Source organism: Streptomyces sp. NBC_01077, from assembly GCF_045162855.1.
GTDB lineage: Bacteria > Actinomycetota > Actinomycetes > Streptomycetales > Streptomycetaceae > Streptomyces.
Map to the genome: position 1 here is coordinate 8,750,808 of NZ_CP108669.1, position 13,943 is coordinate 8,764,750.

Here is a 13,943-nt window from a genome sequence, read left to right on the forward strand (position 1 = left end):
GACGCCGTCGATCGCCGGCGGGCGGGATACTGCGGCCATGAGGGTAGCGGTGCTGACAGCCGGGTCGCGTGGGGACGTAGCGCCGTACACCGGTCTCGGGCACGGGCTGATGCAGGCAGGGCACGAGGTGACGCTGGTCAGCCACGCGTGCTTCGCCCCACTGGCGGCGTCTGCCGGGCTGGGATTTCACGCGGTACCCGTCGATCCGCGCGCGGAGTTGTCCTCCGCGCGGGGCCAGGTCATGCAGCGCAGCGGCACCGACGTGGGGAAACTGGCCCATCTGGTCGGCATGGCAAGGGCGGTGGTCGGCCGGATGTCCGATGACCTGCTGCAGGCTGCGCGGGCCAGTGATGTCGTGCTGGTGTCCAGCTCGTTGGGCCCGTTGGGTCACACCATCGCACAAGGCCTGGGGCTGCCCTCCATGGGCGTATTCCTGCAACCTCTCGCCCCGACAAGGGAATTCCCGCCGCCGGTGACCGGAACGCGTTCGTGGGGAGCGACCGGGAACCGGCTGGCCGGGCGTGCGGTCAACGCCGCGGTCGACCACATCTTCGTTGACGCCACTCGTGCTCTGCGGAGCCGACTCGGCCTGCCCCCTGCCGGCTCGCACGCCGCCCGCAGGACACGAGAACGCGCGTGGCCGGTCTTCCACGGCTTCAGCCCGCTGGTCGTGCCCCGGCCGCACGACTGGCGTCCCGGTCTGGAGATCGCGGGCTACTGGTGGCCGCACGACCCGCCGCGGGCCGAGCTGCCGACCCGGCTGCGGGACTTCCTGGACGCCGGCCCGCCGCCGGTCTTCGTCGGCCTCGGCAGCGCCACCGTGCCCGAACCCGAACGCCTCAGTCGCGCCGTGGTGCGCGCCCTGCGCACAGCCGGCCTTCGTGGCGTGATCCAGCGCGGTTGGGGCGGACTGCACGCCGACGGCGACGACGTCATCACCATCGACGAAGTGTCCCACTCCCTGCTCTTTCCGAAGATGGCCGCGATCGTCCACCACGCGGGCGCCGGCACCACTGCCGCGGCCCTGCGCGCCGGAGTCCCCGCCGTACCGGTACCGGTTCAGTTCGACGCGGCGTTCTGGGCCTCGCGCCTGACCGCAGTCGGTGTGGCTCCTCGATCGGTCCCCCTCCGCAGCCTCACGTCAGCGGCCTTGACCGCCGCTCTGAAAGAGGTGACCAGGGAGCCGCTCTACCGCCGTCGTGCCCTGGCACTGTCCGAACGGATCCGGAGCGAGGACGGGGTCACACCGGTCGTCTCCGCTCTGGACCGACTCGGCCGGACCTGACGAGCGGCTGATGTCGGCGTGTATACGGGGGTTCGGCGAGGGGCTCCGGTGGGGTAGGCGGGGGTAGGTGACGGGGGTGCACGGGCCCTGTCTTCGAACCCACGAGCGAGGGAGTCCGATGAAGGTGACCAGGGCGGCCAGGGCGGCTGGGCTGACCAGGGCGGCCAGGGCGGCTGGGCTGACCAGGGCGGCCAGGGCGGCTGGGCTGACCAGGGCGGCCAGGGCGGCTGGGCTGACCAGGGCGTTCTGCCGCGCCTTACGCGGCCCCGGCCGTGGTGCCGTGACGGCGGCGGCCGTCCTCGCGGCGGCGGCAGGCGTCCTGGCGCCGGCCCCGGCGCGGGCGGCGCCGGTCTGCGCGGACCGGAGCGGGCAGGGAGCGCCCGTCCTGGTGGCCCGCATCCCCGACTGGGTCGAGTCGATCGCCGTCGACCGGCGGGGCCGGATGTTCGCGACCGCCCTCCACTCCGGCCGGGTGTACCGCATCGACGTCCCGGGCACCACCCCGGTCCCGATCACCGGAGGCATCGGCGCGAACGGCGGGATCGTCGTGCGCGAGGACGGGCGACTGCTCGTGGGCACCGGCAACGACCTCCTCCACTCGCTCACGGGAGACGTCCTCCCGGTGTCGAAGCTTCTGCTGGTGGACCCGGATTCAGGCGCGGTGAGCACGTACGCCTCGGGGCTCGGCGGCATCGACGGCGTCGCTCTCGCGCCCGACGGCACGGTGTACACGACGACACTGGGCGGCCGGACCATCGGCCGCGTCACGCCTGACCGCCGGGTCGACCACGACTGGGCGCGCGTGGCGCAGCCCAACGGCATCGCCGTCTCACCGGACGGGAGCCAGGTCTACGTCGTCCAGACCACCGTCGCCCCGGGCCTCTACCGCATCCCCGTGGCCGATCCCGGGCACCCGCAGCGCTGGATCTCCACGGAGGGGACCGACACCCTCGCCCTCCCCGACGGCCTCACCCTCGACGCCCGCGGCCGGCCTCTGATCGCCACCCACACAACGGGCCAGATCTGGCGGGCCGAGGGCGGCAGGTTCTGCGCCGTCGCGTCGGGACTGCCCCTGTCCACCCAGATCACCTACGGGCAGGGCGACCGCGGCTTCGCGGCGGGCCGGCTCTACCGGGCGGGGGTCGACGGGGGAATCTACGAGATCCCGTGAGGCTGGGCGGAGCGGTGACGGGACAAGCACGCGGTTCGGCTGGGCGGGGGCAGGGACCTCACTCGGTTCCGAAACCGGCGCCCGCCACCCACTCCCCGAGTTCCCCTTGGACGGCCGAGGTCCGAGGCGACCGTGGTGGTGGCGGGATCGAAGCCTGCCGGCAGGTGCAGCTCGGTCGGCGCGCTCGCACCGCCGGCACGCCAGACCAGCAGACCAGCAGACCAGCAGACCGTACGGCAGATCCGAGCCGGTCAGTCGTGCCAAGGCGGGCATGCTCGGTGGCACCTGACTCCACGTCACGGTCTTCCCCGCGTCGCGTGAGCGGTCCTCATAGACCGTGGTGGTGTCGGAGGAGGCGAGAAGCCAGGCGCGAGCGCGTACGACGGGGCGTCCGGAGATGAGCGCGACAGCTTCGAGAAGTTCGATGGTGCGGCCGGGCCGGACGGTCTCGACGCGGATCTCGCACTCGTCGAGGGCGAGGCGGCCGAGAATGTCGAAGCTGAGCCTGGCGGGGCTCAGCCCGTTGCCCGGGAGGGCGGGCGTGGCTCAGTGGGCGAAGACGGTGCTCGCCAGGATCACGTGGACGGCGGTGCCGCCGAGGATGCTGAGCAGGGCGTTGCGGCGCCACAGGTGGATGCCGATGGTGAAGGCGAGCGCGGCGACGGCGTAGGTGGTGTCAGGCACGACGCGGCCTCCGGCGGCTGGTGAGGTGGCGGGCCAGCAGCCCGGCGGTGAACAGGGCGAAGGCGACCGGCAGCAGCTGGCCGGGGAGGAGGAATCGGGCGACCACGGCTGAGGCGAGCGCGAGGACGGGGGTGGCACGGTCGCTCCCCAGGTCGCGGACGGCATCGAGGGCCAGCACGGTGAACAGCGCGGTCAGGGCGAAGTCCAGGCCGGTGACGCCCTCGGGGATGAGCGAGCCGAGGAGGGCTCCGGCGGTCGCGCTCCCGGCCCAGTACACATGCAGGACGACCTGGAGCCACAGGATGCGCCGGCCGGACCAGGAGCGGGCCTGCTCGCCGGCGGTCAGCGCGTACGCCTCGTCGCAGAGTGCGAAGGTGCTGTACGCCTTGCCGAGGCGGCCCGTCACCCGGTGCAGAGGGAAGGACAGCGCGTAGAAGACGTGCCGGACGTTGACCATGAAGGCCGCGAGCGCGATCGACGCCGGCGGGGCCACGGCGACGACCAGGCCGATCAGCAGGAACTCGAACGAGCCGCCGAAGACGACGGCTGCGGACAGGCCCGCCCACCACCAGTCCAGACCGGATTGAACGGCGAGCGCCCCGAAGGCGAGGCCGAGCGGAACGAACCCCAGACCCACAGAGGCGGTGTCCCGGAGCGCGGCCCGGGCATCGGACGCAGTCCGCGACGAAACAGCGGGGGCCGGTCCGCGCAGGGCGTCGACAGCGGCAGGACGTATTCGCATGGAGACATTTTAGGAAGATTCACGCCTCATTTGGTTGCGTATTGTGCCCGTATCATGGCTCCGTGAGCAATGAAATCAGCCTGGATGCCACCGATCGTGAAATTCTGTTTCATCTGCGTCGGGATGGCCGACTGACCAACGTCGAGCTCGCCAAACGGGTCGGCCTCACCCCGCCGCCGTGCCTGCGGCGCGTCAAGCGTCTGGAGGAGGCGGGCGTCATCTCCGGTTACCGGGCCGTCGTCGACGCCGTGGCACTCGGACGCGGACTGGAGGTCCTCATCGACGTCGAGATCTACGCCCAGGACCGCAAGAGCTTCGAGGAGTTCGAGGCGACCGTCGCCTCCTACGAGGAGGTCGTCGAGTGCCGCCGCATGTACGGCAGGCCCGACTACTTCATTCGCGTCGCCGTGGCCGACCACGCAGCCTACGAAGCCTTCCTCACCGGCAAGCTCAGCGGGCTGCCCGCCGTCCTGCGCCTCGAATCCCACCTCACCATGAAGACGATCAAGATCGACAGCTGACGCGGGTGCCCGTACAGGCCGATGTGGGGAGCCGGAGCGGCCAACGGCCGTAGGCGTCACCGACCATCACCGATCATCACCGGTCGTTGTCCTCCGATGTGCCGGTGAGAAGTGGCTGTTCGGTCCAGATGACCTTGCCGTCCGCGGTGTAGCGGGTGCCCCAGCGGTCGGCGAACTGGGCCACCAGGAACAGGCCCCGTCCGCCCTCGTCGGTGGTCGCCGCGCGCCGCAGGTGTGGAGCGGTGCTGCTGCCGTCCGAGACCTCGCAGATCAGGGCGCGGTCGCGGATCAGACGTACGCGGACGGGCTCGGCGGCGTAGCGGATCGCGTTGGTGACGAGCTCGCTGAGGATCAGCTCGGTGGTGAACGACTCCTCCTCCAGACCCCATGCGGCCAGCGTGCGGGTGACGGCGGCTCGAACCTGGCCGACGGCCGACGGATCGGACGCGACGTCCCAGGCGGCTGTACGCGCGCTGTCGAGCGCATGCGTACGGGCGACGACCAGCGCGATGTCGTCCGAGGGCTGCTCGGGCAGCAACGCGTCCAGAACCGCGCTGCAGGTCTGCTCGGGCGTGCGGCCGGGGTGAGCCAGAGTGCGCCGCAGCAGTTCCAGCCCTTCGTCGATGTCGCGGGTGCGGTCCTCCACGAGACCGTCGGTGTAGAGCACGAGGCTGCTGCCCTCGGGGAGTCGCATCTCGGCGGTCTCGAAGGGGAGTCCAGAGAGCCCGAGGGGCGGGCCGCCCGGTACGGCGGCAAACGTCGCGCTGCCGTCGGGGCGCACGACGACGGGCTCGAGGTGGCCGGCGCGGGCCATCGTGCACAGCTGGGAGCCCGGGTCGTAGAGCGCGTACAGGCAGGTGGCGCCCGTGACCGGCGCGACGTCGCCGTCGCCGCTCTCGTCCTGGTCGATCCGAGTGACCAGTTCGTCGAGGTGCCACAGGAGTTCGTCGGGCGACATGTCCAGGGAGGAGAAGTTGTGGACCGCGGTGCGCAGCCGGCCCATGGTGGCGGCGGCGTGCAGCCCGTGGCCGACCACGTCCCCCACGACGAGCGCGACGCGGGCGCCGGGCAGCGGGATGACGTCGAACCAGTCCCCGCCGACACCGCCGCTGCCCGCTTGCGCGGGCAGGTAACGGTGGGCCACGTCGAGCGCGTTCTGCTCCGGCAGGGCACGGGGGAGCAGGCTGCGCTGCAGGGTGACCGCCATGGTGTGCTCGCGCGTGAAGCGCCGGGCGTTGTCGATGGTGACCGCCGCACGGGCGGCCAGTTCCTCGGCGACCGTCACGTCGTCGTGCTCGAACGGCTCGGGCTTGCGCGACCGCCAGAACGTGACGACACCCAGGATGACGCCGCGGGCGCGCAGTGGAGCCGCGATCATCGAATGGATGCCGGCCTCGACAAGTCCCCGGGCCCGCTCGGGGTCTTGAGCCTGCCAGCCGGAGAAGGCGGTCATGTCCGCCTCCAGGACCGTCTCGCCCGAGCCGTAGCCGAGGCTCTGCGGGGTGGACGGGACGAAATGGATCAGTTTTCCGGGCGGGTAAAGCGGTGTGTCCTCCCGGATGCCCCGGAACGCGACACGGCGCATCGCCGCACCGCCCAGCGACGGCTCCTCGCCCCGCAGGACCGGGTCGGCCAGGTCGACGGTGGCGAAATCGGCGAACCGGGGGACGGCGAAGTCCGCCAGCTCCTGGGAGGTCCGCTCGACATCGAGGCTGGTGCCGATCTCCAATCCGGCGGCGAACAGCAGCTTCAGGCGTTCCTGAGCCACATCGGCCCGGCCGGTGACGGCCTGCAGCTCGGTGGTGTCCCGCAGCGTCGCGACACAGCCGGACGGCCCGCCTCCGGGGTCGGTCGGCCGCTGGTTGACGGCCAGCAGCCGGTCCCCGGCCAGGTGCACCTCGTCGGTGGCCGAGCGCCCGGAAGCCAACAGCCGGGCGATGTCCGGGGCGAGGCCCAGCTCACGGGCAAGCAGGCCCTCCGCGTCCGGGCTCAGACCGAGCAGCCTGCGTGCCTCGTCGTTGGCCAGCACCAGCCGACCGTCGCCGTCGAGGATCAGAACGCCCTCGCGCACGGCGTGCAGCACCGCGTCGTGGTGCTCGTACATGCGGGTCATCTCGGCGGGCTCCAGGCCGTGGGTCTGGCGGCGCAGCCGCCTGCCGACCAGAGCGGTACCGAAGGTGGCGACTGCCAGCGCGGCCGCCGCGGCACCGAGCAGCAGGGGCAGCTGATGATCGACGACTCCGCTCACGGCTTCGAGCGTGACCCCGGCGGCCACCAGAGCGATCACGTCGCCCTCGGCGTCGGTCACGGGGACCACGGCGCGGGTGGACGGGCCGAGGGTGCCGGTCACGGTCTCCCTGACGATCCCGCCTGCTGCCGCAGGGCCGATGGTGCCGATGTAGTGCCTTCCGATCTGTGCCGGATCGGGGTGGGTGAGGCGGATCCCGTCCGTGGTCATCACCACGAGGAAGTCGACGCCGGACGCCTTTCGCGCTTCTTCGGCGCGTGGCTGGAGCACCGCGGTCGGGTCGGGACCGGCCAGGGCCTCCTCGATGCCCGGCGCGCTGGCGAAGGTCTCGGCCACGGCGAGGGACCGGTTGCGCGCTTCCCGCTCGCTGTCCGCCCGGGACTGCAGTACGAGAGCAACCACGGCGGCTACGACGAGGAGCACCACGATCGCCGCCTGTAGGGAGAAGACCTGGCGGGCGACGGTGCGGACGCTCAACGCGGAGCGCAGGCGGCCGAGGAATCCGGCCATAGTCCATGTCTAGCACCGGCCCGAACGGCGGGCGAGCGGGCGGCTGTGACCCGACGTCGCACGGCCGCCCTGGCCCGTACCTGGGCCTGGGCGGCCGGTGGGGTGCGCTTGGCCGGTGATTCCGGGCACCTACGTCAGAGGCTGCAGGCCCGGCGGACGCCTCCCGGGTGCGATGCGCACCGAGGGTGGTGACACTGGTGCCATGGCGCACAAGGTATTGCTGGAAGGCGGGCCGGACGACCTCCCCGAGCGGATCGTCACGGTCGAGACTCCCGGCGAGGACGTGAAGATCCCGCACCTCGGCGGATACGAGCACTTCAGGGAGACCGAACGCCGGCACGACACCGCAGAGGGAACCCTGCGGGTGTACGCATGGTGGGAGCGTACGGAGATCGCCGAGTAGGACGGCCAGACCACGCCGTGACTGGTGCCGTGGACTCGGATCACGCCGCCGAGTCGATTCGCCCGGTACGTGCGTCCTACGTGGACTGATCCCTAAAGGGTGTTGCAGAAGGCCTAGTTCTGGGCATTTTGCCTGTATGGGTGGGGTGTTGCGGGCTGAGCCGGTGTGGGTTGAGACGTTCACGGGCTTGCGGATCGAGCGGTTCGCGAGGCTGGTGAAGGTAGTGAAGGAGCGGGGCGGGAACGGTCCCGGTGGGGGCCGTCCGTGGTGCCTTCCGCTGGCCGACCGGGTCCTGCTGGTGGCCGTGTACTACCGCACCAACCTCACCATGCGGCAGCTCGCCCCGCTCTTCGGGATCTCCCCGGCCACGGTCTGCCGGGTCATCCAGCGGCTCCGTCCGCTGCTGGCGCTGGAGCGGGCTCCGCGGCCGGTGGCGGACACCGAACGGTTGTGGATCGTGGACGGCACCCTGATCCCGGTCCGAGACCGGAAGGTCGGCGCCTCGTCCCGCAACTACCGGTTCTCGGCGAACGTGCAGGTCATCATCGACGCGGACACCCGCCTGGTCATCGCGGCGGCCCGGCCAGCGCCGGGCAACAAGGCCGACGCACATGTCTGGCGCGAGTCGGACCTGCCCGCCCTGGCGGCGAGCACAACCGTGATCGCGGACGGCGCCTACCTCGGCACCGGCCTGATCGTCCCGCACCGCAAGAGAGCCGGCCGCCCCCTCCTTCGCGGGCAGGAGGAGGACAACGCCGAACACCGACGCGTCCGTGCCCGCGTCGAGCACACATTCGCGCGGATGAAGAACTGGAAGATCCTTCGCGACTGCCGCCAGCGAGGCGACGGCCTCCACCATGCCGTCCAGGCCGTCGCCGCCATGCACAACCTCGCCATGACACTGTGAAACACCAGGTCAGACGCCACTTCGGCCTGCCGAAGCCGGACCTTCTGCAACACCCTTTAGGTCGTGTCCGGAAAGTCCCGCCTGGCCCTCGGCGTCTGGCGCGACCCAGGCCGAGGGACCCGGGTCCACCCGCCCGGCGCCCGGTCAGGGCGCCGGGCGGTCCGGCCGGCGGCCCGCCCGGCGCAAGGCCGACATCCTCGACGGCCGCCGAACTGACCAGGCTGCGTCTGTCTATGCCCGAGGCATCGCCGGCATTTACCGGCGCCACAGGCCACGCGCCCCAGAACGGGTGGGCGTCCGGCATGGTGTGCCACTGCTCGTCGGTCGTCTTCTGGGCGACGTTGCTCCAAGTGGAGCCGGCGTCAGTGCGACGAGGCGAGAGGTGTAGCCGGTGCCGACCTTGACCGCGTTCCATTCTCGGCGGGCGATCACGTACAGCTTCGCCGGTCCGGCCAGGTCGATTCCGAAGGTCGGTGGAACGTGACCGGTCATTTCGGTCGTGACGGTCGGTCAGGCCCGCGGGGTGCGTGGCTCCAGCCGGAACTCGAAGCCGAGGGTGCCCGGGTCGAGTGCGGTCGCGCCGCCGTCGACGGTGAGCGTCGCACCGTTCACGAACGAGGCGGCGGGCGACAGCAGCCAGGCGATGGCCTCCGCGACCTCGTGCGGCTCACCGGGCCGCCCGGCGGGCAGGACCCGGGTCACCTCCTCGTACGCCGCTTCCAGACCGTTGCCGTCCAGGCCCGCCTCGTCGGCGAACCGGTTCATTCGGCGGTCGGCCATGTCGGTGCGCACCCAGCTCGGGCACACGGTGTTGGCGCGCAGCCCCGCGCCCCCGTAGTCGACCGCGAGTGAGCGGCACAGCTGGAGCAGCGCTGCTTTGGAGGTGGCGTAGGCGGCGTTGCCGACGCCGTTGCGCAGGGCGGACACCGAGGCCACGGCGACCACCGCGCCGCGGGCGTCGAGCAGGTGCGGGAGCGCGGCGCGCAGCAGCAGGAACGGACCGGTGAGGTTGGTCCGCATGACCTCGTCCCAGTCCTCCAGGGTCACCTCGCCCACCCCGCCACCCCGCCCGATCCCGGCGTTGAGCACCAGACCGTCGAGCCGCCCGTACGTGCCGACCACCGTCTCGACGAGCGAGGCCACGGCGGCGGGGTCCCCGATGTCCGACGGTACGGGCAGGGCGCCGGTCTCCTCGGCGACCAGCCGCAGCGGCTCCGGGCGGCGCCCGGACACCGCCACCTTGTGTCCCGCCCGGGCCAATGACTGCGCGGTCGCAGCCCCGATCCCCGTTCCGCCCCCGGTCACCAGGTACACGCGCTCGTCCGCCATGTCCGCCGCCTCTCCGTGCCTCGTCCGCCGTCCCCGTCCCGGTGATCTTAGGCGCGCGAGGGGTGGACGACGGCACGCCCGGGAGCGGCGGCACGACACCGCCGCCGGCCTTCCGGGGCCGGGCTGGCCGGCGAACCTGTTCGGGGGCGCCGTCCACGTACATGGAGATCTGGAGGCCCCGCCCATGGCGCCGGCGTCGTCGATGCCCAGGATCCGACTCGAAGTGACCGTGTGGGAACTCCCACCTGACGACCAACGCCTCAAGGGTTCCGCACAGCCTGCCCGGCCCACATCACCTTCCCCGAACCACTATGCGTCGCGTGTCATCGGATACGTGTCCCCATCGATCCACAGCTTGTTGCTGTCGGTGACGAAGAGGAAAAGCCCGACCGAGGGCGGGGGGTTACGCAGGTAGGCAACGGCGGACTCAGTGAGTCGGACCCTGCCGCCTCCGAGGTGAGTGATCCCCGCCGGTTCTGTACGGTCGGCGAGCCACTCTGCCCGCTCCACGCCCATGACCACGGTGTACCCCCGCGTTCGGCCCGACGCTTCCGAAAAGCGCACGAGGTCGTCGTACCGGGCGAAGGTCAAGACGGTGTCCAGAGCCTCCTCGAAGGTCTGTGGCCCCAGGAACTCCTTGTTCCTGAAGGTGCCGCCGTGCGGTACCCGGGCATAGGAGACCCACGTCGAACCCGAAGACACGACGTGGCCGACCGGGAACCCGTCTGGAGTGCCGTGATTCAGGCGAACCGACACGGCCTGCTCACCGGGCCTACCCATTGAGGGCTCCTGGTAGAGGAAGAGGTTGCGCACCTCCAGCCGCTCCCTGAGGGCCGGGGTGATGCGGTTTATGTCCACCGGCTTCTCCTTCACGGCTGCCTGCGGCCTCGCCGATCGAATGAAGTCGATTTCCACGGATGCGAGGAATGGGGCGATCCTCGCGCATTCCCAACCGATGGGCTCTATTCGAGCGACGATCAGGTCGATCTCCTTGCGGATCTTCCGCATGGACAGTCTGGCGCGGGTGTCAATGTCGAAGCCGACGCTGCAGGTCTCGTCACCCCGGTCGAACGCCGCCTTGGCGTCCGAGACCAGTTTGTTCATCCGCAGCGCGTGCATCAAACCCATGTTTCCCCCTGATCCGCTTCCGACGACTCGGAGCCGCCCAACCACCGGGTAGAACTGCATGATTCGCGAGAGCAGGGGACCATGTTCCCTCACCGATCCCGGCGGCGGTAGACCGGCCATGAGGGCCGGTGTGCTTCTGGGCGTGCCTGCGGCAGGGCTCAGTACCGAGAGGCGACAGGGGGGTTGGCTGGGAGCATCCTTGTGAACAGCCGCCCTATGGGCTGGGGCCGGCATTGATCCTGCCCGGTGGACTACGTTGGCGACCATGACTACCGGGACGGCCTTGCGCCACACACGGATCGGTGACCCAGCGCTCCTCTGAGCGCCGTACGGGCCGGTGCCGGCCCGCTGTTGGATCGAGGACTCGGCGCTGCCGCGCGGGCTCCGCCTCCTGTCGTGTTGATCACAGCCCGACACGTCAACCACGACAGGAGACCTCATGCCCACCAAGATGCTGCACATTCCCACCGCGGACGGCCAGGCGGATGCTTTCGCCGCCTTCCCGGACCGTGGCGAGCGGCACCCAGGGGTGCTGATGTACGCGGACGGCTTCGGCATCCGGCCCGTGCTACGGGAGATGGCCCGCGAACTGGCCGGGCACGGGTACTACGTACTCGTCCCCAACCTCTTCTACCGGCACGGCCCGGCACCGGTGATCGAACTTCCCGAGCACATCGGGGAAGAGGACCGGCCTGCGCTCTTCGCGCAGCTGATGCCCTTGATCGAGGCGCACACCGCCGAACGTGTCCTGAGTGACGCCGACGCCTACCTCAGGTTCCTCACCACCCAGCCCGAGGTCGGCGCCGGACCGGTGGCGGTGACCGGCTACTGCATAGGCGGCCTTCTCGCGATGCGCACCGCCGCGGCCCACCCCGGCCGGGTGGCCGCCGTCGCCGGATTCCACGGCCCCGTGGGCGCCGACGGGCCCGACAGCCTGCACCGCCTCACCGCCGAGGTCTACCTCGCCCACGCCGAGACGGACCTGACCCCCGAGGCCCTCGGCGAGCTCAACCAGGGCCTGGACACTGCGGGCGTCGCGTACACCTCCGAGATCTACCCCGGCACCATCCACGGCTTCACCATGTCCGACACCGACGCCTTCAACCCTGCCGCACTGCAGCGCCATTGGGACAGCCTGCTCCCCTTCCTCGCCCGCACCCTGGTCGACGCCAACAGCTGAGGTTCCGGCTCGGAAACCCCGAAGTACATGGCTCCGGAGTCCTGGCGATGCTTCGAAGCCGGCGTGAGGGCGGACGCGCAGTCCGCCCTCACCGTTGGGGGAGCCGCTGGTTGATGGTGGTGTCCCAGCCGCCTTCGAGGACGAGGCCGGCATCTCCAGCCGCCTTCACCCGCTCCTCGGGGCGGTGGACCACTACGGACAGCGGACTGACCTCGGTGGAGGTGAACAGGCCCCTGCGCACACCCAGTCCTTCCTCACCCTGGGATGCGCACTCATCTGCTGGCGACGCCGGTCACAGCCGGTCCGATCCCTCGCCATCCCGCAGTAGCCATTCCCTGACCGAAGGAGCACGGGCGAAGAGCCGGCTGACCTGCATTCCTTCTTCGCGTGAGGTCACCCGCGACAGCGGGGTGAAGTCGTCGGGAAGCACGTCCAGCAGACTCCTCACGCGATCTCCCGCGCGCAGAGTGATCAACAGCTCGCACCGCAGCTGACCTGGAACGTCCGGGCGGTGGGACAGGCTGTGCCACAAGGCCGGCCACAAGTAGTGGGTGTCATCGGGCACCGCATTCACTCGCACCCAAGCAGGGTCCAACCGCTGGCTCAGGCCGAGGTCACACGCCCGCTCCTCCAGCCTGAACAGCGAGGACGAATCAACGGCTTTCACCTCGCGAGGCAGCGGTTGATCGAAGTCCATCGCCCCATGCTGCCCGACAGCACCCCACGACGAGGAGCCGACCCCAAAGAGTCATTCCGTGAGGAGTTATTAGGGAGGCCCTTGGGGAGGCGGCGTCTTCACAGGTGCTTGGCGTGGGCGGTGAGCCGGACGGCGCGCCTGGGAAATCCCACCGGCGGCGACCGGAAACACCGAGGTCCGACACTGGGTGCCATGCCGCCCACGACGCACGCAACCCCCTCAGCGTCCGCCGCACTTGCGCCACCGCATCCTCAGGCAGCTCAGGCAGCTCAGGCAGCTCAGGCAGCTCAGGCGGTGACGTGGGCCGAGGCCAGAATGCTGGCGTACGGAGTGGCGCGGCCGATGGGGAGCCGGCCCGTTCCGCTGCATGACGCCGCCGGACCGACGCTCGCCGAGGACCTGCGTACCCTCCGCCCCGTCCCGGCGTTCGACACGGCGGCGATGGACGGCTTCGCCGTGTCCGGCCCTGGGCCGTGGAGGATTCGGGGCGTCGCGCGAGCCGGGACGGCGTGGCGGGGAGAGCTGGGAGCAGGCGACAGCGTGGAGATCTCCACCGGAGCCCTGGTGCCGGCAGGGGCAGTCGCGGTTCTGCCGAAGGAGCTGGCGTCGTTCGTTGACGGTCGGGTGCTCGGACCCGAGCAAGCGGAAGGCCGGCACATCCGGCGCACGGGCGAGGACGCCGACGCCGGCGACCGCCTTGCTCCGGCCGGAACGCGCATCGGCCCGGCACTGATCGGGCTTGCCGCCGCCTGCGGCCACGACACCCTGCCGGTCCGTCCACGTCCCCGTGTCGGCCTGCTGGTCAGCGGCGACGAACTCGACCTCTCGGGTGCCCCGGGTGCAGGTCGGGTCCTTGACGCGCTGGGGCCCCTGCTCCCCGCCCTGGTCGCCGAACTCGGCGGCGAGAGCGCACCCGGCCACCCGTCCCAACCGGTAACCCGGCGAACCTATGCGGTCACGGCACGAGGACCTGTTCGGCCGATCACTCGGAGATCGCCGACGCGTTCATGGGGCAGTCGTGGATGACGTCTGCCGGCTGGAGTCAGGGTGCACGGACACACCGAACGGCAGGGCCGTATCCTGAGGCAGGCGACGCAGGCACTACCCATGCCGTCGTAGCCGTTCGTCGCCGCCGTGC

General features: G+C 70.9%; 13 protein-coding genes and 2 pseudogenes. 7 read left to right on the plus strand and 8 right to left on the minus strand.

What is annotated here, in order from left to right; translation table 11 throughout:
• Positions 1-37 precede the first annotated feature (37 nt).
• Positions 38-1,285 (plus strand): glycosyltransferase, encoded by a 1,248-nt coding sequence (locus OG462_RS39190; protein ID WP_406065419.1) that lies wholly within the window; start codon positions 38-40, stop codon positions 1,283-1,285.
• A gap of 280 nt (positions 1,286-1,565) precedes the next feature.
• Positions 1,566-2,456: an SMP-30/gluconolactonase/LRE family protein gene (locus OG462_RS39195; protein ID WP_406065421.1), complete on the plus strand. Its 891-nt coding sequence runs from the start codon at positions 1,566-1,568 to the stop codon at positions 2,454-2,456.
• Positions 2,457-2,789: 333 nt separating this feature from the next.
• On the opposite strand, the pseudogene OG462_RS39200 reads toward OG462_RS39195, so the two are convergent.
• From OG462_RS39200 to OG462_RS39210, 3 genes and pseudogenes are all read right to left on the minus strand, one after another.
• A pseudogene (locus OG462_RS39200) lies at positions 2,790-2,966 on the minus strand (acyl-CoA thioesterase domain-containing protein); the annotation flags it as partial.
• Positions 2,967-3,002: 36 nt separating this feature from the next.
• Positions 3,003-3,119, minus strand: a pseudogene (locus tag OG462_RS39205) (branched-chain amino acid ABC transporter); the annotation flags it as partial.
• A 13-nt stretch (positions 3,120-3,132) separates the two neighbouring features.
• A complete protein-coding gene (locus OG462_RS39210) occupies positions 3,133-3,882 on the minus strand; it encodes an AzlC family ABC transporter permease (RefSeq protein WP_406065423.1) in 750 nt (249 codons plus the stop codon).
• Between the two features lie 62 nt (positions 3,883-3,944).
• On the opposite strand from OG462_RS39210, the gene OG462_RS39215 reads away from it, so the two are divergent.
• The gene (locus OG462_RS39215) at positions 3,945-4,403 is read left to right on the plus strand and encodes an Lrp/AsnC family transcriptional regulator (RefSeq protein ID WP_406065424.1); all 459 of its coding nucleotides are present in this window, start codon (positions 3,945-3,947) and stop codon (positions 4,401-4,403) included.
• 76 nt (positions 4,404-4,479) lie between these two features.
• Here OG462_RS39215 and OG462_RS39220 read toward each other — a convergent pair whose 3' ends face one another.
• Entirely contained in the window at positions 4,480-7,161 is a 2,682-nt protein-coding gene (locus OG462_RS39220) for a SpoIIE family protein phosphatase (RefSeq protein ID WP_406065425.1), read from the minus strand.
• A 202-nt stretch (positions 7,162-7,363) separates the two neighbouring features.
• Here OG462_RS39220 and OG462_RS39225 point away from each other — a divergent pair, with 202 nt between their 5' ends.
• The gene (locus OG462_RS39225) at positions 7,364-7,564 is read left to right on the plus strand and encodes a DUF5988 family protein (protein ID WP_406065426.1); all 201 of its coding nucleotides are present in this window, start codon (positions 7,364-7,366) and stop codon (positions 7,562-7,564) included.
• A 136-nt stretch (positions 7,565-7,700) separates the two neighbouring features.
• Positions 7,701-8,471, plus strand: coding sequence for a transposase (locus OG462_RS39230; protein WP_406065428.1), 771 nt, complete (start codon positions 7,701-7,703; stop codon positions 8,469-8,471).
• Positions 8,472-8,981: 510 nt separating this feature from the next.
• Here the strand turns inward: OG462_RS39230 and OG462_RS39235 are convergent.
• Entirely contained in the window at positions 8,982-9,800 is an 819-nt protein-coding gene (locus tag OG462_RS39235; RefSeq protein WP_406065430.1) for an SDR family NAD(P)-dependent oxidoreductase, read from the minus strand.
• 309 nt (positions 9,801-10,109) lie between these two features.
• On the minus strand, positions 10,110-10,988 hold the full coding sequence (locus OG462_RS39240; RefSeq protein WP_406065432.1) for a hypothetical protein: 879 nt from the start codon (positions 10,986-10,988) through the stop codon (positions 10,110-10,112).
• A gap of 379 nt (positions 10,989-11,367) precedes the next feature.
• On the opposite strand from OG462_RS39240, the gene OG462_RS39245 reads away from it, so the two are divergent.
• Positions 11,368-12,108, plus strand: coding sequence for a dienelactone hydrolase family protein (locus tag OG462_RS39245; RefSeq protein ID WP_406065434.1), 741 nt, complete (start codon positions 11,368-11,370; stop codon positions 12,106-12,108).
• Positions 12,109-12,196: 88 nt separating this feature from the next.
• Here the strand turns inward: OG462_RS39245 and OG462_RS39250 are convergent, their stop codons facing one another.
• Together OG462_RS39250 and OG462_RS39255 are read right to left on the minus strand one after the other, a co-directional pair.
• Positions 12,197-12,349, minus strand: a complete 153-nt coding sequence (locus OG462_RS39250) for a hypothetical protein (protein ID WP_406065435.1) — start codon at positions 12,347-12,349, stop codon at positions 12,197-12,199.
• Between the two features lie 51 nt (positions 12,350-12,400).
• Positions 12,401-12,805: a hypothetical protein gene (locus OG462_RS39255; RefSeq protein WP_406065437.1), complete on the minus strand. Its 405-nt coding sequence runs from the start codon at positions 12,803-12,805 to the stop codon at positions 12,401-12,403.
• 315 nt (positions 12,806-13,120) lie between these two features.
• Between OG462_RS39255 and OG462_RS39260 the strand changes: the two genes are divergently transcribed.
• Entirely contained in the window at positions 13,121-13,831 is a 711-nt protein-coding gene (locus tag OG462_RS39260; RefSeq protein ID WP_406066885.1) for a hypothetical protein, read from the plus strand.
• Positions 13,832-13,943: the final 112 nt, after the last annotated feature.

Coding starts and splice junctions, on each gene's coding strand:
- OG462_RS39255 (WP_406065437.1), bottom strand. CDS start 12,805: ATGGACTTCGATCAACCGCTGCCTCGCGAGGTGAAAGCCGTTGATTCG.
- OG462_RS39225 (WP_406065426.1), top strand. CDS start 7,364: ATGGCGCACAAGGTATTGCTGGAAGGCGGGCCGGACGACCTCCCCGAG.
- OG462_RS39220 (WP_406065425.1), bottom strand. CDS start 7,161: ATGGCCGGATTCCTCGGCCGCCTGCGCTCCGCGTTGAGCGTCCGCACC.
- OG462_RS39190 (WP_406065419.1), top strand. CDS start 38: ATGAGGGTAGCGGTGCTGACAGCCGGGTCGCGTGGGGACGTAGCGCCG.
- OG462_RS39210 (WP_406065423.1), bottom strand. CDS start 3,882: ATGCGAATACGTCCTGCCGCTGTCGACGCCCTGCGCGGACCGGCCCCC.
- OG462_RS39240 (WP_406065432.1), bottom strand. CDS start 10,988: ATGCAGTTCTACCCGGTGGTTGGGCGGCTCCGAGTCGTCGGAAGCGGA.
- OG462_RS39235 (WP_406065430.1), bottom strand. CDS start 9,800: ATGGCGGACGAGCGCGTGTACCTGGTGACCGGGGGCGGAACGGGGATC.
- OG462_RS39260 (WP_406066885.1), top strand. CDS start 13,121: ATGCTGGCGTACGGAGTGGCGCGGCCGATGGGGAGCCGGCCCGTTCCG.
- OG462_RS39230 (WP_406065428.1), top strand. CDS start 7,701: ATGGGTGGGGTGTTGCGGGCTGAGCCGGTGTGGGTTGAGACGTTCACG.
- OG462_RS39245 (WP_406065434.1), top strand. CDS start 11,368: ATGCCCACCAAGATGCTGCACATTCCCACCGCGGACGGCCAGGCGGAT.